The 19,659-nt window shown below is 68.0% G+C and carries 19 protein-coding genes; 4 read left to right on the top strand and 15 right to left on the bottom strand.

The annotated features are described in order from the left end of the window. Positions 1-187: 187 nt before the first annotated feature. The 5 genes from purT to L6D75_RS12195 all read right to left on the bottom strand — a co-directional run bounded on the left by purT (position 188) and on the right by L6D75_RS12195 (position 3,450). Entirely contained in the window at positions 188-1,369 is a 1,182-nt protein-coding gene (gene purT / locus L6D75_RS12215) for a formate-dependent phosphoribosylglycinamide formyltransferase (protein WP_176514746.1), read from the bottom strand. Positions 1,370-1,445: 76 nt separating this feature from the next. Next, on the bottom strand, positions 1,446-1,913 hold the full coding sequence (locus L6D75_RS12210; RefSeq protein ID WP_176514744.1) for a 7-cyano-7-deazaguanine/7-aminomethyl-7-deazaguanine transporter: 468 nt from the start codon (positions 1,911-1,913) through the stop codon (positions 1,446-1,448). A gap of 177 nt (positions 1,914-2,090) precedes the next feature. After that, complete coding sequence (locus L6D75_RS12205) at positions 2,091-2,291, bottom strand: DUF1289 domain-containing protein (protein ID WP_176514743.1); 201 nt, start codon at positions 2,289-2,291, stop codon at positions 2,091-2,093. Beyond that, entirely contained in the window at positions 2,284-2,808 is a 525-nt protein-coding gene (locus tag L6D75_RS12200; protein ID WP_176514742.1) for a gamma carbonic anhydrase family protein, read from the bottom strand. Before L6D75_RS12200 ends, L6D75_RS12205 begins: the two co-directional genes overlap by 8 nt. Positions 2,809-2,850: 42 nt before the next feature. Further along, complete coding sequence (locus L6D75_RS12195; RefSeq protein ID WP_176514741.1) at positions 2,851-3,450, bottom strand: CoA pyrophosphatase; 600 nt, start codon at positions 3,448-3,450, stop codon at positions 2,851-2,853. Between the two features lie 124 nt (positions 3,451-3,574). Between L6D75_RS12195 and L6D75_RS12190 the strand changes: the two genes are divergently transcribed. The 4 genes from L6D75_RS12190 to L6D75_RS12175 all read left to right on the top strand — a co-directional run bounded on the left by L6D75_RS12190 (position 3,575) and on the right by L6D75_RS12175 (position 11,086). Next, entirely contained in the window at positions 3,575-4,126 is a 552-nt protein-coding gene (locus L6D75_RS12190; protein ID WP_176514740.1) for an NUDIX hydrolase, read from the top strand. 21 nt (positions 4,127-4,147) lie between these two features. Further along, positions 4,148-4,702 carry a L,D-transpeptidase family protein gene (locus L6D75_RS12185; RefSeq protein ID WP_176514739.1) on the top strand — a complete coding sequence of 185 codons (555 nt, stop codon included), beginning with the start codon at positions 4,148-4,150 and terminating at the stop codon, positions 4,700-4,702. A 160-nt stretch (positions 4,703-4,862) separates the two neighbouring features. Next, positions 4,863-6,530, top strand: a complete 1,668-nt coding sequence (locus L6D75_RS12180) for a ShlB/FhaC/HecB family hemolysin secretion/activation protein (protein ID WP_176514738.1) — start codon at positions 4,863-4,865, stop codon at positions 6,528-6,530. A 29-nt stretch (positions 6,531-6,559) separates the two neighbouring features. Next, complete coding sequence (locus tag L6D75_RS12175; protein WP_176514737.1) at positions 6,560-11,086, top strand: hemagglutinin repeat-containing protein; 4,527 nt, start codon at positions 6,560-6,562, stop codon at positions 11,084-11,086. 12 nt (positions 11,087-11,098) lie between these two features. Here the strand turns inward: L6D75_RS12175 and L6D75_RS12170 are convergent, their stop codons facing one another. From L6D75_RS12170 to gspD, 10 genes are read right to left on the bottom strand one after another with little or no spacing between them, the layout of a single operon-like run. Further along, complete coding sequence (locus L6D75_RS12170; protein WP_176514735.1) at positions 11,099-11,758, bottom strand: general secretion pathway protein GspN; 660 nt, start codon at positions 11,756-11,758, stop codon at positions 11,099-11,101. Further along, the gene (gene gspM, locus L6D75_RS12165; RefSeq protein WP_176514733.1) at positions 11,755-12,141 is read right to left on the bottom strand and encodes a type II secretion system protein GspM; all 387 of its coding nucleotides are present in this window, start codon (positions 12,139-12,141) and stop codon (positions 11,755-11,757) included. The genes L6D75_RS12170 and gspM overlap by 4 nt, the downstream gene beginning before the upstream one ends. Continuing rightward, positions 12,138-13,217 carry a GspL/Epsl periplasmic domain-containing protein gene (locus L6D75_RS12160; RefSeq protein ID WP_176514731.1) on the bottom strand — a complete coding sequence of 360 codons (1,080 nt, stop codon included), beginning with the start codon at positions 13,215-13,217 and terminating at the stop codon, positions 12,138-12,140. The genes gspM and L6D75_RS12160 overlap by 4 nt, the downstream gene beginning before the upstream one ends. Next, on the bottom strand, positions 13,214-13,810 hold the full coding sequence (locus tag L6D75_RS12155; RefSeq protein ID WP_176514729.1) for a type II secretion system protein: 597 nt from the start codon (positions 13,808-13,810) through the stop codon (positions 13,214-13,216). Before L6D75_RS12155 ends, L6D75_RS12160 begins: the two co-directional genes overlap by 4 nt. After that, positions 13,807-14,175 carry a type II secretion system protein GspI gene (locus tag L6D75_RS12150; RefSeq protein ID WP_176514726.1) on the bottom strand — a complete coding sequence of 123 codons (369 nt, stop codon included), beginning with the start codon at positions 14,173-14,175 and terminating at the stop codon, positions 13,807-13,809. Before L6D75_RS12150 ends, L6D75_RS12155 begins: the two co-directional genes overlap by 4 nt. Then, the gene (gspH, locus tag L6D75_RS12145) at positions 14,172-14,609 is read right to left on the bottom strand and encodes a type II secretion system minor pseudopilin GspH (protein WP_176514724.1); all 438 of its coding nucleotides are present in this window, start codon (positions 14,607-14,609) and stop codon (positions 14,172-14,174) included. The genes L6D75_RS12150 and gspH overlap by 4 nt, the downstream gene beginning before the upstream one ends. Before the next feature lie 3 nt (positions 14,610-14,612). Beyond that, entirely contained in the window at positions 14,613-15,047 is a 435-nt protein-coding gene (gene gspG / locus L6D75_RS12140; protein WP_176514723.1) for a type II secretion system major pseudopilin GspG, read from the bottom strand. 18 nt (positions 15,048-15,065) lie between these two features. Next, positions 15,066-16,268, bottom strand: coding sequence for a type II secretion system inner membrane protein GspF (gene gspF / locus L6D75_RS12135; RefSeq protein WP_176514720.1), 1,203 nt, complete (start codon positions 16,266-16,268; stop codon positions 15,066-15,068). 3 nt (positions 16,269-16,271) lie between these two features. Then, complete coding sequence (locus L6D75_RS12130; RefSeq protein ID WP_176514752.1) at positions 16,272-17,720, bottom strand: GspE/PulE family protein; 1,449 nt, start codon at positions 17,718-17,720, stop codon at positions 16,272-16,274. Beyond that, positions 17,720-19,654: a type II secretion system secretin GspD gene (gene gspD, locus L6D75_RS12125; protein WP_371871959.1), complete on the bottom strand. Its 1,935-nt coding sequence runs from the start codon at positions 19,652-19,654 to the stop codon at positions 17,720-17,722. Before gspD ends, L6D75_RS12130 begins: the two co-directional genes overlap by 1 nt. Between the last annotated feature and the right edge of the window lie 5 nt (positions 19,655-19,659).

The raw sequence follows: 19,659 nt of genomic DNA, 5'->3' as shown, positions 1-19,659 counted from the left end.
GGCGGCGGCGGTGATCAGCTTGATTGCCGTGCTGTGCCTTAAAGAGACGCGCAATAACGAACTGTAAGTGAACGGGGCTGCCTTGCAGCCCATCGCCGGCAAGCCGGCTCCCACAGGCATCAGCGCAACCCTTGTGGGAGCCGGCTTGCCGGCGATGGGCCGCAAAGCGGCCCCCGGCACTTTCAGATCAGAACTCGACCTTGACCGCCTGCGAAGCCCGGGTCGCCTTGGCCCGCGCAGCTTCCACCGACTCATCACGCGCCAGGCACACGCCCATCCGCCGCTGCCCATTGATTTCCGGTTTGCCGAACAAGCGAATCGCCGTATCCGGCTCGCTCAGCGCCGCGCCCAGGTTGGCAAAGCTGGTCTGCTGCGACTGCCCTTCTGGCAAGATCACCGCCGACGCCGACGGGCCGAACTGGCGCACCACCGGAATCGGCAGGCCAAGGATGGCGCGGGCATGCAGGGCGAACTGCGACAGGTCCTGGGAAATCAAAGTGACCAGGCCGGTGTCATGCGGGCGTGGCGACACTTCGCTGAACCATACCTGGTCGCCCTTGACGAACAGCTCCACGCCGAACAGGCCACGCCCGCCCAGCGCATCGGTGACCGCCTTGGCCACTCGCTGCGACTCGGCCAACGCTTTCGCGCTCATGGCCTGGGGCTGCCAGGATTCCTGATAGTCGCCCTTCTCCTGGCGATGGCCGACCGGCTCCAGGAATGTGGTGCCGCCGACGTGGCGCACGGTCAGCAGGGTGATTTCGTATTCGAAGTCGATGAAGCCCTCGACGATCACCCGGCCCTTGCCGGCACGGCCGCCTTCCTGGGCGTAGTCCCAGGATTTGTGCAGGTCGGCATCGCTGCGCAGCAGGCTCTGGCCCTTGCCCGACGAGCTCATCACCGGCTTGACCACGCACGGGTAGCCGACGTCGGCCACGGCCTTGGCGTAGTCCTCGAAGGTGTCGGCAAAGTGGTAGGGCGAGGTCGGCAGGTCGAGCTCTTCGGCAGCCAGGCGGCGGATGCCTTCGCGGTTCATGGTGAGCTGGGTGGCGCGGGCGGTCGGCACCACGTTGAAGCCTTCGTTCTCCAGCTCCACCAGGGTGGCGGTGGCGATGGCTTCGATCTCGGGGACGATGTAATGGGGTTTTTCAGCTTCGATCACCGCGCGCAGGGCCACGCCATCGAGCATGTTGACCACGTGGCTGCGGTGCGCAACCTGCATCGCCGGGGCATTGGCGTAGCGGTCCACGGCGATCACTTCGACGCCCAGGCGCTGCAGCTCGATCACCACTTCCTTGCCCAGCTCGCCGCAGCCGCAGAGCAGTACTCGGGTCGCGGTAGGCGACAATGGGGTTCCGATACGGGTCATTTCAGGTCCTCGAAGGCGTCCGGGGCCGCACCAGGCTTGGCGCAGCCCGCTGAAAAAGGACCGGTATTCTACACCATCAGCCAGTGACGGCGGCCCGCCGCGCGCGAAATGCCATGGCCAGCCACACCGCGGTCACGCCGGCGAATTTCGAGGCCATGGCGGTGCCGATCACGGCCGGGGTCAGGGCGCCGATCATGCCGAAGAAGATGAAGGTGTCGACCGGGATGCTCAGCGCCGAGCTCAGCCACAGGCGGTCGCGCAAAGGCCTGCGGGTGATGCTGAACACCAGCCAGTCGATCAGCTCGGAGATGAAGAACGCCGTGGCGCTGGCCAGGGCGATGGCAGGCTCGGAGGTGACGTAGGACAGCACCAGGGCCAGCAGCATGGCGATCAGCGCGCCGTGGCCGAAGCGGGTCTGCACCATGTCGCGCAGGATGAACACCAGGCCGCCCCAGGCGGACCAGATCACGTCCAGGTGCGGGGCACTGGAGAAGGCGTAGTTGATCAGCACTACGCTGCTGATATAGGCGATGAGATAGAACATGGGGCATGTGACCGTCGGGCAAGCCGCACAGATTACTTGATTTTCGAGTCAATGGCAGCGCCTCGTTGTAGGAGCGGCCTTGTGTCGCGAAAGGGCTGCGAAGCAGCCCCAAGTTTCTATATCGCTGCACACAACCCTGGGGCCGCTTCGCAGCCCTTTCGCGACACAGGGCCGCTCCTACAGGACCAACCCCGCCGCCACCGCCCGCTCATGGCACAGCTTCAGCACCGCCCGGCGCTCGTTGTTGTCCATCCGCCCCCAGCGGCCGATCTCGGCCACGGTGCGCTGGCAGCCGGTGCACACATCCTGCTCATCCAGCGCACAGATGCTCACACAAGGCGACGCCACCGGCCGTTCGACGGCAACCGCCTCACTCATCGTCAGCCACCAGGTCCCGCGCATAGCGCTGGGCATTGTGCACGTAGTGCGCGGCGCTGGCCTCGAGCATGCGTTTCTGCTGCTCGTTCAGCTCGCGCACCACCTTGCCCGGCGAGCCCATCACCAGCGAACCGTCAGGGATTTCCTTGCCTTCGGGGATCAGCGCGTTGGCGCCGATGATGCAGTGCTTGCCGATGCGCGCACCATTGAGGATCACCGCATTGATGCCGACCAGGCTGTAGTCGCCGACGCTGCAGCCATGCAGCATGGCGTTGTGGCCGACGGTCACGCCCTTGCCCAGGGTCAGCGGCGAGCCCATGTCGGTGTGCATCACGCTGCCATCTTGCACGTTGCTGTCCTCGCCGATGTCGATCAGCTCGTTGTCACCGCGCAGCACCGCGCCGAACCACACGCTGGCGCGGGCCTGCAGGCGCACGCGGCCGATCAGCGTGGCGTTGGGTGCGGCCCAGCTGGTGGGATGGCTTTCGACACGCAGGTCGCCCAGGCGGTATTTCATGTTCGCTCCTCAGGGTGGCAACGGCGGCGGGGTGCGCCCCGCTCAGATTTCTATATAGCGTTCGGGAGGCTGGTGCAGGCTGATGCCGGCATCGAACAGCAGGTTCACCAGCTCGACGATCATGATCGCCGACAGCCCCCAGATCTTGTATTCGCCATAGCGATAGCTGGGCACGTACCAACTGCGGCCCTGGTAATCGATACGGTGGGTGTGGTCACGCGGGTCCTGGCGGAAGAATTCCAGCGGCACGGTGAATACTGCCGCGATCTCCGCATCATTGGCGTGGTACTCGACGAAATCGGGAATCAGCCCGACGAATGGCGTCACCTTCAGGCCATGCAGGGAAATCAGCGGGCTCAATGGGCCGATCACTTCCACCAGGCCAGGGGGCAGGCCGATTTCTTCCTCGGCCTCGCGCAGGGCGGTGAACACCAGGTCAGGGTCTTCCGGGTCGCGTCGGCCACCGGGGAAGGCCACTTCGCCGCCGTGGGTGGAGAGGCCCTTGGCGCGCAAGGTGAGGACCAGTTCGGGCGCTTCGCTGCGGGTAATGGGCAAAAGGACCGCCGCCTCGGGGAACCGTCGGTCGGTTTCCAGCGAAGCCGGTTGGTGGTTGCTCATTCGGCGAAGTAGCTCGTCCAGCATTGCGCACTCTCGTTTCCAAGGCCTGCCCAGCATGATGCACCAAAGCCACGCAGCACCCAAGCCCCGCGCGCTTGCGGCAATGCTGCCTGGCGCGCCAAGATAACCGCAAGCAAAGGGAGACAGCATGAAATTTTGCAGCGCGTGCGGCCAGCCAGTCATTCAGCGGATCCCCGAGGGCGACAGCCGCCTGCGGTACGTCTGCGAGCATTGCCAGACCATCCACTACCAGAACCCCAATATCGTCGCCGGCGTGCTGCCGACCTGGGGCAGCCAGGTGTTGCTGTGCCGCCGCGCCATCGAGCCGCGCCGGGGGTTCTGGACCCTGCCCGGCGGCTTCATGGAAAACGGCGAAACCCTCGACCAGGCCGCCCGTCGCGAAACCGTCGAGGAAGCCTGCGCGCGCGTGGGTGCGATGGTGCTCTATCAACTGTTCGACCTGCCGCACATCAACCAGGTGCACGTGTTCTTCCGCGCGGAGCTGGCCGACCTGGACTTCGCCGTCGGCGTCGAAAGCCTGGAAGTGCGCTTGTTCGAACAGCACGAGATCCCCTGGGACCAACTGGCTTTCCGCACCGTCACACGCACACTAGAATGCTATTATCGCGACCGCATCGGGCAGCACTACCCCGTAGGCCATGAGTACCTGCCACCGATGATCGTCGCGCCCATCACTTAATGCCTTCAGGGATACCGTTTCATGCGCTGGTTGCTTGCCCTCTTCTGCCTTTGCGTTACCTCGGTGTCCCAGGCGGCCTTCACCGAGACCATCATCCGCAAGCCGCAACCGCCCGTGCCGCAGCAGTCGCAATCGCAGGCGGCCATGCAGCCGCTGATCGACAAGGTGCTGGTGATCAAGTCCGAGCGGCGCCTGCAGCTGATCAGCCGTGGCGAGCCGCTGAAGACCTACCGCATTTCGCTGGGCAAGCAACCCAAGGGCGCCAAGGAGCGCGAGGGCGACAAGAAAACCCCCGAAGGCTTGTACTGGCTCGACTGGCGCAAGGAAAGCGACCGCTTCAACCTGGCCATGCACATCACCTACCCGAACGTCACCGACGCCGCACGCGCCAGCCGTGAAGGGGTGAGCGCCGGCAGCATGATCATGATCCACGGCACCCCGATCAACGACAATTACCCGGAGTGGTACTTCCACACTCTCGACTGGACCGACGGCTGCATCGCCATGCGCAACCGCGACATGCAGGAAGTGTGGGAACTGGTACGGGATGGGACGATGATCGAGATCCGGCCCTGACAATCCGTCGTTGCAACTGAAGCTGTAGGAGCTTTCTCACTTCAGTTCCACTCCCGTCCTACGCCCGCCTAGGCACGAGACTGCATCCAGGCGGATGCGCAAATTCTTAGCATCCACGCAAACAAGTACGTGATCCGTACGCCATTTGCGGGGTGCTTCCATGCTGTTTCCATCGCGCCACATCGCCGCCTGCTGCTTGGCCGGCTGCCTGGCCCTGCCAGTGGCGCTGGCCGACGACCCTGCCAGCCAGCAACTGCGCGACCAGCAGCAGATGCAGCGCCAGCTCGAGCAGCAGCAGCGGCTGCAACGTTGGCAGCGCCCGTCGCCGACCCGCCCTGACAGCGGCCCTGCCACCACCCCATCCGAAAACAACCCCTGCGTGACAATCACCGGCGTGCGCCTGGCGGGCAACCAGCGCTTGTCCACCCAGGCGCTGGCACCCAGCGTCGCCGACCTGGTGCGCCCGTGCATGGGCGTCAGCGACATCAACCACCTATTGAAAGCCATCACCCAGCGCTACGTGCAAGCCGGCTACCCGGCCAGCCGCCCCTACCTGCGCCACACGCCCCAGGCAGGCGCACCGCTGGATATCGTCATCCTCGAAGGCTTCGTGGAGTCGATCGAGCTCGGCACCGACCTGCCTCTTTCGCTGCAAGGCGCATTCCCCGACCTGCTTGGCCAACCCCTCTACCTGCCGCAGCTCGAACAAGGGCTGGACCAACTGAACCGCCTGCGCGCCTTCGAGCTGAGCGCCGACCTGCTGCCCGGCGAGCTGCAAGGCGGCACCCGCGTGCTGCTGCAGGGCCAGCAGCTGGCCCCGCGCTGGCACCTCGACAGCCGCCTCGACAACCGCGGCAGCGCACTGACCGGCCGCCACCGCATGGCCCTGGGCCTGGGTATCGACAGCCCGTTCGGCGACAACGGCGACCTGCGCCTGACGCTGGCCTCGACCGTGCTCGACGCCCCCGGCCGCAGCCAGGGCATCACGCTCTACTACAACATCCCCTACGGCCCCTGGAACTTCACCCTCAATGCCAGCCAACTGCGCTACGACGCGCCGATCCCCGAGGGCCGGCACCACAGCAGCGGCAACAGCAGCTACCAGGGCGTGAGCGCCGAGCGCCTGCTGTGGCGCAACCAGCACGGCATGCTCAGCGCCAGCGCCCGGCTCGACCGCAAGCAGCTCATCAACCGCACCAACGGCGCCGTGGTTGCCGTCCAGAGCCCGACCCTGAGCACCGTGGAGGCCGGCCTCAACTTCCTCTGGCTCGAGGCCGGGCTGTGGAATGGCTACCTCGGTGTCGCCCAGGGCACCGACTGGTTCGGCGCCGACCGCCCAAGCCAATACGCAAGCGCGCCGCGGCCAGACTTTCGCAAGTACCGCGCCAACCTCCTGCACCTGCGCCAAGGCCCGGCGCAGTGGCCGTGGCGCTGGCAGAGCGAGCTGGCCGTGCAGTACAGCGCCGACGACCTGCCCGCCGTAGAACAACTGCTGATCAGCGACGACTCGGCCGTGCGCGGCTTTCGCCAGCACACCTACAGCGGTGCCAGCGCCGGCGTCTGGCGCAACACCTTCAGCCAGCCACTGCCGCCAGCCTGGACCCACCCCTTGCAAGTCCGCCCCTACCTGGGCGTGGACCGCGGCTGGGTACGCCTGAACCGCAACCTGCCCGCGCAGCGCCTGACCGGCATGGCGGCCGGCATCGAGCTGAGCTTCCCGCACAACCGCCTGCGCCTGGACTACCAACGGGCCGTGCAGGCCAGCAACCGCCCTCGCCAGTCCCTGGAGCCCGGCTTCTGGGTGCTGGAGTGGGCCCTGTCCATCTGATTCACCCACAACAAAAAGAGAACGAGACCATGCAGGCACTCTCGCCAATACCGTCTATCCGCCCCGACACCTTGCGTTGGGCCATCTTCCTCGCCGTGCTCGGCTCGGCCCCTGCGCTGGCGCAAGGTGGCCTGGAGGCCGCCGCCGGCCCTGGAGGTACGCCGGTGATCAGCAATGACCACGGGGTGCCGGTGATCGACATCGTCGCGCCCAACACCAGCGGCCTCTCACACAACCAGTTTCTCGACTACAACGTCGGCCACCCCGGCGTGGTGCTGAACAACGCCACCCAGGCCGGGCAATCGCAACTGGCCGGGGCACTGGCTGCCAACCCGCAGTTCCAGGGCCAGGCCGCCTCGACCATCCTCAACGAGGTGGTCAGCCGCAACACCTCCCTGATCGAAGGCCCACAGGAAATCTTCGGCCGCCCGGCCGACTACATCCTGGCCAACCCCAACGGCATCACCCTCAACGGCGGCAGCTTCATCAACACCACCCGCGCCGGGTTCGTGGTCGGCACCCCGGAGCTGCACGAGGAGCAGCTGAAGCACTTCAACACCCTCAATGCCAGCGGCACCCTGCAAGTGCTCGCCAACGGCCAGCGCAATGCCGAGGGCGCACTGGAGCTGATCGCCCCCAAGCTCGACAGCCAAGGCCTGCTGATGGCCAAGGGTGACCTCGACGTGACCGTGGGTCGCAACCGCATCGCCCGTGAAGATGGGCAGGTCATCGAGCACCTGCCCGGCACCCCGGGGAGCATCGACGCCAACCTGTTCGGCGCCATGCGCGCCGGCCGCATTCGCGTGGTCAGCACCGCTGAAGGTGCCGGGGTACGCGTGGGGCCGGTGCAGATCAAGGCCGAGCAAGGCATCACCGTGCAATCGGCCGGCGCGCTGCAGGTCCACGGCAAGGTCGAGCAACCGGGCGAGCTGACCACCGAGCGCGGCACCCTGCGCCTCACCGCCGCCGACGACCTGACCTTGCGCGCCGTCGACGGCAAGGCCGAACGCATCGAGATCAAGGCCGGCAAGCAGCTCACCCTGGACGCCGACAGCCGCCAGCGCATCGCCCGCGAGCAGGAAAACTGGAAAAAGAAATTCCTCTTCATCACCCGCGAAACCTACGCCCGCGAACGCACCACCACCGACCACCACCTGCGCGGCACGCAGTTGCAAGCCAGCCAGGACATTGCGTTGCAGTCCGGCGCCGACATGCGCCTGGTGGCTGCCGACGTGCAGGCGGGCGGCGAGCTGAGCCTCGACAGCGGCGCCAACCTGGACATCATCGCCGGCAAGAGCAGCCAGCGAGTCGAAGAGCAGATACGCCACCGCAAGGACTTGTGGCGTGGCAACACGGACACCTCCCGCTACAAGGAGTCGCCGCAGGGCAGCTCGCTGCAGGCCGAGCGCATGACGGTCAAGGCCGGCGATACCCTCACCGTGCAAGGCAGCAAGCTGCACAGCCGCGGCGACCTGGACATCAACGCCAAGCACGTCGACATCGGCACCAGCGCCCTGCAGGAACAGAGCTCCCACCGCAACTACCAGGGCGACCTGGTCTCGGGCCTGTTCTTCGGCGACCGCAAAGCGGATGAAACCCAGGGCCAGCATCTGGTCGGCAGCAGCGTCAGCGCCGATGGCAAGCTGGCCATGAGCGCAGACCAGGTGAGCATCAAGGGCAGCACCGTGCATGGCAAAAAGGACTCGGTGCTCTACAGCGAAAAAGGCGCCCTGGCGATCGAGGCCGACCATGGCAGCACCACCTCCAGCCAACGCGACAGCAGCAGCAAGCTGTTCGGCCTGATCGGCAACGACCATGAACGTACCGACCGCAACCAGCAGGTGCTGGTCAGCGACGTAAGCTCGGCCAGCAACCTGCGCCTGGCCAGCGCCGAAGAAATGCGCATCCGCGGGGCCAAGGTCGAGGCTGGCGGGCACCTGCAGGTCGATGCCAAGGGCGACGTGCTGATCGACAGCGCCCAGTCGTTCAGTGAAAGCGACAGCCGCAGCCAGCAGCGCGGCTTCACTGCCAGCGCCAAACAGACCCAGAACGCCGAGGATGGCAAGCCCGCCTCCCGCCAGTACAGCGCCGGCGTGGGCTACGACGTGGTTACCCGCACCGGCAAGCAACGCCAAACGTCGCAGGTCGCCAGCGAGCTAAAAGGCGCAACGGTTGGCCTCAACAGCGATGGGCACCTGCAGGTCAATGGCTCCAAAGTGCACGCCACCGCGGGCGATCTGGACGTGAAGGCCAGTAAGGTGACCCTCGGCGCAACCCGCGACGAGCGCGAGTCGAGCACAGAAACCCGCCGCAGCGGTGGCGGCCTGACGGTAACCGCCGGCATCGATCGGCTGGGCAGCCTGTTCGAGGGCCATCACCAGGTCGAGACGATCACCGAGCGCGACAGCCAAGTACAACGCAGTGAACTGCAGGCCAGCGGCGACCTGAAACTCGACACCGAGCAGCTGGTCACCGAAGGCGCCCGGGTGAACGCTGGCAAGACCCTCAAGATAAACGCCGAGCGCATCGAGAACCGGGCCGTGGAAGATATTCATGAACGCGAAGAACACCGCAACGAATGGTCGGCCAGCCTCGGCGCCAGCCTGGAGTACCGCGACCTGACCCGCCCGATCGAGCGGCTGGTGCTGGGCGAGGAAGCCGCGCGCTTTCAGCAGGCCTCGCCCGAGGATGCCATGGTCGCCCCCAGCGTCGGCGCCGACATGACCATCGACCACATCAAGCGCCTGGAAAACCAGCGCCGCGGCTTTGCCCAGGTCAGCGAGCTGGCGGGCGCCGAGGTCGAGGTGAAGGCGCACACCATCGATGACCATGGCACCGCCTGGCGCGCCAACGCCGGCGCGCTGCAGATCGATGCCCAGCAACACCTCCAGCGCGCCGCCGCAAACACCGAGCAGAGCACCCTGGAGCGCCTGGCCTATGGCGGCGACCTGCGCGTGGACACCAGCACCGGCAAGGACATCAACGTGCGGGCGTCCGGCAAGGGCGGCTCCCTGGACCAGAAGGACATCGCCAGCACCGCCGTGCCCGGCAGCCTGTATGGGCAGCAGGGCATCCAGGTGCAGCTGGGCAGCGATGGCCGCTACGAAGGCACACGCATGGACGGTGGTGACGGCGATGTGGCCATCCACAGTGCCGGCACGCTGTCGCTGCTGCAGGCGACCGACCACGCCCAGCAGATCTCGCGCCAGCTCGACGGCAACGCCTGGGCCAAGCTCGGCAACCGGCCCGGCAGCACCGGCGTCGACGCCCGCGGCTACCTCGACCACGCCCAGCGCCAGGCCACCCAGACCAAGGCCCAGGTGGCGCAGGTCGATGGCAAGGGTGAAGTGCGCCTGAGCAGCGCCGGCGACCTGCTGCTCGAAGGCACGCGCATCGGCAGCCGCGAGGCCAAGGTGGGCGATATCCTGGTGCAAAGTGGCGGCCGCGTGCAGGTCAAGTCGGCCAGCGATACCCAGCAAGCCAGCGGCACCAACCTGGGCGGCGGCCTGGAGCTGGCGGTGAAGACCGGCAGCACCCAGGGCGGCGCCATCGGCGGCCACTTCAACCACGGCAAGCAGAACGAGGACGCCCGCCAGGCGGTCGATGCCCAGGTCCACAGCGCGGGCAAGCTGACCCTCGCCAGCCAGGCCCGCGAGGACATCGCCGTGCACCTCGAAGGCCTGCAAGCCTCGGCCCAGCAGATCGACATCGATGCCGCCAACGGCGGCGTGCTGATCGAAGCCTCGTCCAACCTCGAACGCCGCGACAACCTCGACATCACCGCCGGCGCCGGCTTCAACCAGGCCAAGGGCGCCACCGACACCCGCGGCCTGCACGGCCGGGCGCAGGTGAACCTGGACAAGCGCGACAACCTCACCTGGAACCCCGGCACCCTGCGCGCCGACCACATCGGCCTGAACAGCCGCGGCGATACCCGCATCGAAGGCGTCAGCCTGGAAGCCGGGCGCATCCAGGGCGCAATCGACGGCGACCTGCAGCTCGCCAGCCGCAAGGACCGCGTCGATACCCTGAGCGTCAAGGCGGACGCCCGCCTGAGCCAGGAGAAAAACCCCCAGGGCTACGTCAACGCGGCCAGCTCCATGGCCGGGCCACTGGGCGGCAAGGTCAGTGAAAAGGCAGGCTCCGCCTTGAGCAAGGCCGACCCCGGCTTCTCGCCAACCTTCAACCTGGAGGTGTCGCACGTCCAGCGCGACACCGTGGCCCAGCAAACGGCGCTCAAAGGCAGCGAAGGCATTGACCTGAATGTGGGCGGTAACGCCCAACTGGTGGGCGCGAAGCTGCAGTCGGCCAAAGGCAGCGTCGCGCTCAACGCCAACGCAGTCACCCAGCAAACCCTGAGCGGCAATGACTACCGCCGCGACGTGTCGATCGATGCCTCCAACTCGCCGGTGGACCTGGGCACCGCCATTGCCCAGATCAGCAAAGGCAAAGGCGCGGCGGATGGCGAGAACGCACTGGACCTCGGCTTGCTGCGCACCAGCGGGCACAGCCGCAACGAGCAGTGGGTTTCGGGCGTACAAGGCAAGCCGGACTGAAGCCTGAGCGCCTTACCAGCGCAGGTCCCGTTGCCCTGTCAGAGCCTGCGGCCCCAGCCACTGGGCACCGCGCAGCAGCGGGATCAGCGCGGCGTCCGCTTGCAGTTCGAAGCTCGCCCGCGCCCGGCGGGCCAGCAGGTCGGCCTCCAGCGCCAACCGATGCTGGCCCTGCTCGGCCAACTGCCCCCGCAGCTGCCAGCCGCTGGCACAGGTCATGTCCAACCAACCCTGGCCCAGGCCCATTGACCAGGGCTCACTCAAGGCAAGGTCGGTGACCGTCAGCCGGCCTTGGCCGGCACGGCACTGGCGCCACGCCCCTTGTGCTCGCAGTACGCCCTGCCACTGCCCCGCCATTCGATACTCGGACGGCGCCGTGGCCTGTGCACCCAGGGCTGCCACCTCCATCCGCCAATGCCATGGCCAGCCCTCGGCCAGCAGTTGCCAGCCCTGGCCCTGGAACCCCAGTTGCACATTGGCCTGCAAGCGCCAGGGTTGCACCGCCCAGCGCACCGGCCCGACCGGCCCGAGCCGCGCTGCCTGGCCGTGCCACAGGCTGCCGCTGACCGCTTGCCCGGGCAGCCCCAGGCCACGCGCCACCCAACTGGCCGGCAACTCCACCAGCAACGCCGCGCCGAACACCAGCCCGGCCCAAAGCAGCCCCCAGCGGCTCACGGTTGTACCACCAGGTCGAACCGCAGGGCCTTGCCATCCCGCTCCAGCGCCCATTGCAACGGCCGGGCGCCCTCGGCCTGAATGGCCTGCAACCAGTGCTGCAGCACCCGCTCATCGGCCACCTGGCCGCGCAGTTGCCACTGCTTGCCTTGCGCCTGGACGTCGGCAAGCTCGATTTGCCGCGCCTGGGCAGACTGGCGCAGCCGTTCCAGGCTCAGCGCAGGGCCCGCCTGCAATGCCCCGGCCTGCTGCGCCAGGGCGCGCCACTGGCTCAATGCCTGCCATTGCGCCAAGCCCTCACGCAGCGCGAGTACGGCCAGCAATACGCCAATCAGCCCCCAGGCCAAGCGCAGACGATGACGTTGAATCCATTGCCCGCTCATGCCGCCGCCCCCAAGTCGAAGACCACCTGGCCAGCACCTTGCACGTGCACACTGGCGCCCACCGCACTGGCCATTTCCTGCCACGGCGGCGCATCGCCTTCACCCTGCATTGTCAGCTGCCAGCGCTGGCCATCGAAGCGCACCGCCTGCAGGCGCCAGCCCGGGTGATCCTGCAACCAGGCGTGCAGGCGGGCCTGCAGGTCTTCGAGCTGGCGCGTGCGCAACTGCTGCTGCAATTCACCTTCGCGCAGGCGCTTGAGCGCTTGCGCCGCGTGACGCGGGCTGGGCTGTTCACCCGTCACCTGCAGCACCTGGGCACGCCAGGCCTGTACCTGCCGCCACTGCTGGCTGGCCCACAGGCCACCCCAGACCACGCCGAGCAGCAGGCAAGCCGCAATCAGCCGTTGCTGTGGCCGAGACAACGCCGGCATGGCGCGCACCTGGCGGGGCCGTTCGAACAGGCTGGGCAGGTGCTCCAACCGCGCCAACGTGCCTGGCCAGGCACCGATCATTGGCACAGCGCTCAAGCTCGCCCACGGCTGGCGCGGCACTTCGCCAAGCACCTCTGGCCAGGCCAGCCAATGCACCTGCCCCGCCTCGCTCACGCCGCTGTACAGGTGCACGCCCGTCGCCCGCTGCCAGTGCCAGGCCGTGCCCGGCTCCGGGGTGGGCAACAGCTGAAACTCGGCCCAGCAACGCTCAATCGCCAGCCCCCATTGCGCGCACTGGGCGCGCCAGTTTTCCAGGTGCTCGCGGGCCACTGCCAACAAATGCAATTGCCCCGCCTGGCGCGCAAGGCAGGCGCACTGCACCTCGTCGGGCGCCTGCAGCAAGCGGTCTTCCAGCAGCATCGGCCATTCATCACGCTTGAGCCCTGGCGGTGCCGGCAACTGGAACTGGCTGCAGGCATCGCCCGGCAAGATCAACGCCACCCGCGCCTCGGGGTGCTCGGGGGGCCTGCCCTGCCCTTCGCGCTGCAGCCCATCGGCATCGACCAGCAGCCAGCTCCACGTCGCCCCCGGGCGCAGCAGCAACCAGGGTTTGGCCGGCGGGCGTCGGCGCCACTCAAGCTTCATGAGCGCCCCCAGGGGAGCACGAAGGTGCAGACATACGCGGCTCCGTCTCGCTGCAATTCAAGGCGCACGCCACGGCCAGGGTGCGCGGGTTGATCGGAAGGCCAGGGCAGCCAGCGGCCGCCCTGGTGGTACAGCACGGTCATGGCACTCACCCGTGGCAGTTGCTCGCGCAGCAGCCACTGCGGCTCGCCGGCGGCGTACAGGTCTGCCGAGCTTTCCAGCAGCAGGCGCTGGTCACGGGCATCGAAGCGCAGGCGCTGGCGTTGCAGGCGCGAGCCACCTTCGGCCTCCGGCACTGCCGCTGCGGCCACCCACAACAGCTGCTGGCGGTCGGCCTGCCAGTCCAGCCAGCGGGTGGCCAAGGGCAGGCGCTGCTCGTACAGCTGCCTGAGCACCGGGCTGTCGAAGCGGCGCTCCAGCGCCAGGCAGAAGTCCAGCACGCTGGCCTCGTGCTGGTTGGCCTGCAGCCGTTCGCGCACCTTGAGCCAGCCGTTGACCAGGGCGGCGAGCATGACGCCGAGCACGGCGGTCAGGGCCAGTGCCACCAGCAGCTCGATCAGCGTCAGCCCCGCTTGCCGTTGGCCAGGCTTCATGGGCGCTCCAGGAAGACGGTGTACTGGCCCAACGGCAGGCGCTGGTCGCGGTCGGCGAACAGTTGCAAATCGCCGCGACGCAAGTCGCGCACGCCCGTGCGGCGCAGCTGCAGTTGCCAATGGCATGCCTGCCCGCCCTGGCTCAGCTCCCCGGCCACCTGGTTGCTGGCCGGCCAGTACTGCTCGACGGCAAAGCGCGCCTGCAGCTCGCGTGCACACAGCACGCCCAGGCGGTGCTGCTGCACGCTGTGCTGCACGGCCAGGCGCTGGCGCAGCACCTGGCTGGTGATGACCGCCAGCACGGCGGCAATGGCCAGGGCCACGGTCACTTCCAGCAGGGTGAAGCCTTGCTCTCGGCGCTTCATGGCGACATCGCCACCTGCAACTGCCCATCACGGCCCCAGGCCCAGCGCTGGCTGCCCTCGGCCCAGTACCAGCGCACCACGCCCGGCTGCGCCCAGCCGTGCGGGGTGAACAGCATCCGCGGCTGCGGGCTGGCCGGCCAGTCCGGGCGCAAGCCCTTGGGCCAGTCGCCCAGGCGGGCCGGCTCGGCCACCCAGGCATCGCCCTCACGGCGCACGAATTCCGGGCGCTGGCCGTTCCAGCGCAAGCCGCGCAACTGCCCCGCATGGCGGGCCAGCGCACCTTGCTCGCGCACCTCCACGGCCAGGCGCTGCAGCGCCTGGTCGGCACTGGCCGCCGCGCCCCCGAGCGAGGCCACCGCAAGCCCGGTCATGAGCCCGGCGATGGCCAGCACCACCAGCAGTTCGATCAGGCTGAAGCCACGCTGCCCGCGCACCGCTCACAGCGCCCAGTTGCCCAGGTCGGCATCCTGGCCTTCGCCGCCCGGCACGCCGTCGGCGCCCAGCGAATACACATCGACCCGGCCGTGCTCGCCCGGCATGCGGTATTGGTACGGGGTGCCCCAGGGGTCCTCCGGCAGGCGACGAATGTAGCCGTCGCTGCGCCAGGCGCGGGGGATCGGCTCCTGGGCGGGCTTTTTCACCAGCGCCGCCAGGCCTTGTTCGTTGCTGGGAAAGCGCAGGTTGTCCAGGCGGTACATGTCCAGGGCCTGCTCCAGGGTGGCCAGGTCGGCCATCACCTTCTGCCGCATGGCCTTGTCCTGGTTGCCGAGCACACTGGGGGCGACCACTGCGATCAGCAGGCCGATGATGAAGATCACCACCATGATTTCCATGAGCGTGAAACCACGCTGGCGGTTGCGTCGATGCTGCATGTGAAAACTCCTTGTCGGCTACAGTTGCAGGCCCTGGTTGAGTTGCATGATCGGCAGCAGCACCGCCAGCACGATGAACAGCACCACGGCGCCCATCACCAGGATCATCAGGGGTTCGAAAAGCGCCATGGCGGTGTCCACCTGGCGGGCAAAGCCGCGTTCCTGGTCGTCGGCCACGCGTTCGAGCATGTCGGCCAGGGTGCCGCTGGCCTCGCCGCTGGCGACCATGTTCACCAGCAGCGGCGGAAACTGCCGGCTGGCGTTCAGCGCCCGGTGCAGGCTGGTGCCGCCCTGCACCTGCTGGCGCACCTGCGCCATGGCCAGGCGAATGCGCTGGTTGCCAACGGTTTCGCTGGCCACCTGCAAAGCTTCGAGCAGGGCCACGCCGCTGCTACTGAGGATCGCCAGGCTGCGCGCCAGGCGGGCACTCTCCAGCACCTGCAGCAGGGCGCCGATACGCGGCAGGCGCAGCAGCAGGTCGTCGCGGCGCAGGCACCAGTGCGGCTTGCGCAGCAGCCAACCGGCGAGCAGCGTCAGCAGCATGGCCAGCCCCAGCAACCACGGCCCGGCCTGCACCAGGCCCTGGCTCAGGCCGATCAGCAGCGTGGTGACCAGGGGCAGGCTCTGCCCGGCATGGGCGAACTGTTCGGTGAGCTTGGGCACGACGAAGGTCATCAGGCCGATCACCACCGCCAGCGACACGCCCATCAGCACGCTGGGGTAGATCAAGGCCGTGCGCGCCTTGTGCTGCTGGCGCTGCACCTGCTCAAGGTGGTCGGCCAGCCGCGTCAGCACCTGGGCCAGGCGCCCGGAGCGCTCGCCCGCCTCGACCAGTGCGCAGTACAGGCCGGTGAACGGCGCGCCCTGGCGGGCCAGGCTGCGGGCCAGGCCCAGGCCTTCGGCCAGCGAGCCGCGCAAGGCCACCAGCACCCCGTGCAGGGCGGGCTGGCGCAACTGGCGCTCGAGGGTGGCCAGGGCATCGACCAAGGGGATGCCGGCGGCGGTAAGGGTAGCGAGCTGGCGAGTCAGCTCGCACAGCTGGGCGCGGCTCAGGCGTTGCCGACGGGGCTGGCGGCTGCCGGCCTCGACGCGCTGCAACTGGCGCGCGAACAACCCCTGCTCGCGCAGCAGCTGGCGCGCATGGCGTTCGCTGTCGGCCTGCAGGCTGGCCTTGTGCGGTTTGCCGGCGAGGTCGACGGCCTGGTAACGGAAGGTCGGCATGGCTCAGCCCTGCACCACGCGCAGCACTTCGGCAAGGCTGGTCTCACCCCGTGCCAGGCAGTCGCTGGCCATCGCCACCAGGCTGCGCCGGTGCGGCGCCAGGTAGTCGTGCATGGCCTGTTCGCTGGCGCCGTCGTACAGCAAGGCGATCAGCCCGGCGTCCAGTTCGATGAATTCGTACAGCCCCAGGCGCCCGACATAGCCACTGCCCTGGCAGAGCTCGCAGCCCACGGCGTGATGGCTGCTGCCCAGCGCCGTCAGCTCCGGCCACAGGGCACGCTCGGCGGCTTGCAGCGGTTGCGCCTGGGCGCAGCTGCACAGCCGCCGCACCAGGCGCTGGGCCAGCACCCCGCGCAGGCAGGAGGCGATCAGGAACGGCTCGATGCCCATGTCGCGCAGGCGCGTCACCGCGCCCACCGCGCTGTTGGTGTGCAGGGTCGACAGCACCAGGTGGCCGGTGAGGCTGGCCTGCACGGCGATCTGCGCGGTTTCCTGGTCGCGGATTTCGCCGAGCATGATCACGTCCGGGTCCTGGCGCAGGATGGCGCGCAGGCCGCTGGCGAAGGTCAGGCCGGCGCGGGGGTTGATGGCGGTCTGGCCGATGCCGGCGATGGCGTACTCCACCGGGTCTTCGACGGTGAGGATGTTGCGGCTGCCGTCGTTGAGGCTGTTGAGGCTGGCGTACAGGGTGGTGGTCTTGCCCGAGCCGGTCGGGCCGGTGGACAGCACGATGCCGTTGGGGCGCGCCAGGCAACTGCGCAGGCCCTGCAGCACGGCGCCTGGCATGCCCAGGTTGGCCAGCGCCAGCAGGCTGGCCTGCTTGTCGAGCACGCGCATCACCACGCGCTCGCCATGGATGCCGGGCAGCGTCGACACCCGCACGTCCACTTCACGGCCCGCCGCGCGCAAGGTGATACGGCCATCCTGGGGCTGGCGCTTTTCGGCGATGTCCAGGCGCGCCATCACCTTGATCCGCGACACCAGCATCGCCGACAGCGCCCGTGGCGGGCGCAGCACCTCGCGCAGGTGGCCGTCGACGCGCAGGCGCACCACCAGGCTCTGCTCGAAGGTTTCGATGTGGATGTCCGAGGCGCGCAGGCGCAGGGCCTGGCCGAACAGGCCATTGATCAGGCGGATGACCGGGGCCTCGTCGTCGCTTTCGAGCAGGTCTTCGATGCGCGGCATCTCGCTCATCAAGCTGTCCAGGTCGACCTGCGCGCCGATGCCTTCGATCAGCGCCTGGTTGGTGCCACTGCCGGCCTGGTACAGCTGGCCGAGGCGTTCATCGAAGGCGGCGGGCTCCAGGTACACCAGCGCGGCCGGCTGGCCATGCACGCGCAGCAGTTCCTGCAGCTGGTCGCTGTCGGCATCCTGGCGCAGCCACAGCTGCCAGCCGGCGTCCATCGGCGCCATGGCCAGGCCGGCCTGGCGCGCCAGGCGATAGGGCAGCATCACCAGCTACCGCCTTCCAGGCGCGCACGGCTGGCGGGGAACACCTGCAGCAGCGGCGTGCCTTCTGCCAGATCCGGCAACTTCAGCGGCGTGGTCTGCTGCAGGGTGCGGTACTTGTCTTCGCTCAGCCCGGCCAGGCTCGGGCCGTCACGCAGGATGCGCGGGCGGATGAACACCATCAGGTTCTGCTTGGTGTTCTTGCTGGCGTCGGAGCGGAACAGCCGGCCCAGCCCCGGGATGTCGCCGAGAAACGGCACGCGCTGGTCGCTGGTGCTCAGCTCGTCGCTGATCAGGCCGCCCAGGATGACCAGGCCGTTGTCCTCGACCATGACCTTGGTCTTGATCTCGCGCTTGTTGGTGATCACGTCGCTGGCCGCGCGGGACTCGGCGATCGAGGACACCTCCTGGACGATGTCCAGGCGCACGCTGTTGTCGATGTTGATCTGCGGCTTGATGCGCAGCTTGACTCCGACTTCCTTGCGCTCGATGGTCTGGTAGGGGTTGGCGTTGTTCTGGGTCACGGAGCCGGTGACGAAGGGCACTTCCTGGCCGACCAGGATCGACGCCTCGGCGTTGTCCAGGGTCAGCAAGGTGGGTGTGGAGAGCAGGTTGAAGCCACTCTTGCCCTTGAGCGCGTTGATCAGCATGGCGAAGTTGAAACCACCGCCGATGTGGCCGATGCCCACCGTGGCCCCCTGGGTGCCCGACAGCAGGTTGCCCAGCGCCTCGTTGTCGCCGCTGGCGGCGGCGCCTGCGATATTAGCGATGTTCACCCCGTTGCTGCCGAAGTTGACGATGCCGGCGCCGAACTTCTCGTCGGCGAACAGCCATTGCACGCCAAGCTCCTGGGCGCGGGTGTCGGAGACCTCGGCGATGATCGCCTCGACCACCACCTGGGCGCGGCGGATATCGAGCTGCTCGACGATCGAGCGATAGGCCGCCAGCTCGCTGTCGGGGCCGACCATGACCACGGCGTTGGTGCCTTCCTCGTACTCCAGGCGAATGCCCGAGTCGCTGGCCGCGGCCATCGGCGGCTTGTCCTTGCCCTCCCCTTCGGCCAGGCCTTCGCTGGGCGCCGCGCCCTCCTGGCTGAGCCCGCGCAGCACCTTCACCACCTCGGCCGCGTTGGCATGGCGCAGGTAGATCACTTGGGTATTGCTGGAGCGCTGGTTGTCGCTGGGGCGGTCGAGCTGGGCCATGAGCGCGCGCACCCGGTCGCTGTTGCCGCGCACCAGCAAGGCATTGCTGCGCGGGTCGGCGACCACCTGGGTGGCGTCGGCGCCCTGCTCGCGGGCCAGCAGGCGGGTCAGCAACTGCGCGGTGTCGGCGGCACTGGCATGACGCAGGGGCATCACCTGCATGGGCTCGTCACTGACCTGGTCGAGCTGGCGCAGCAGGCTGTCGATGCGGTCGAGGTTGCTGCGCCAGTCGGTGACCACCAGCAGGTTGGCAGCGGGGTACGGGGTGATCACTCCGACGCGCGGGTCGATCAGCGGTTTGAGAATGCCGAGCATCTGCTCGCTGGCGGCATTGCGCACGTTGAACACGCGGGTGGCCACGCCATCGCTGCCCTCGCCGCGCTTGCCCTTGGCCTCGACCGGCACCGGCTCCAGGCGCGCGGCCTGGTCGGGGACGATCTTCACGCTGCCGTTGGGCAGGTCGACCGCCGCAAAGCCCTGGGCACGCAACTGGGCCAGGAAGATGTCGTAGATGGCATCGGCATCGTGGCGGTCGACGGTGCGCACGGTGACCTTGCCCTTGACCCGAGGGTCGACGATGAAGGTGGTGCCGGTGATGCGCGACACGCTGTCGATGAACTCGCCCAGCTCGGTGTCGACGAAGTTCACCTCGTACAGCGGTGTACTGTTGTCGTCGAATGCTTCCGGCTCCTGGGCCCAGGCCAATGACAGCGCCAGGCTCAGGGCGGCGGCCACGCAAT

The sequence above is a fragment of the Pseudomonas faucium genome (assembly GCF_021602585.1).
Classification (GTDB): Bacteria; Pseudomonadota; Gammaproteobacteria; order Pseudomonadales; family Pseudomonadaceae; genus Aquipseudomonas; species Aquipseudomonas faucium.
This window is presented reverse-complemented; position numbering and strand designations above follow the sequence as displayed.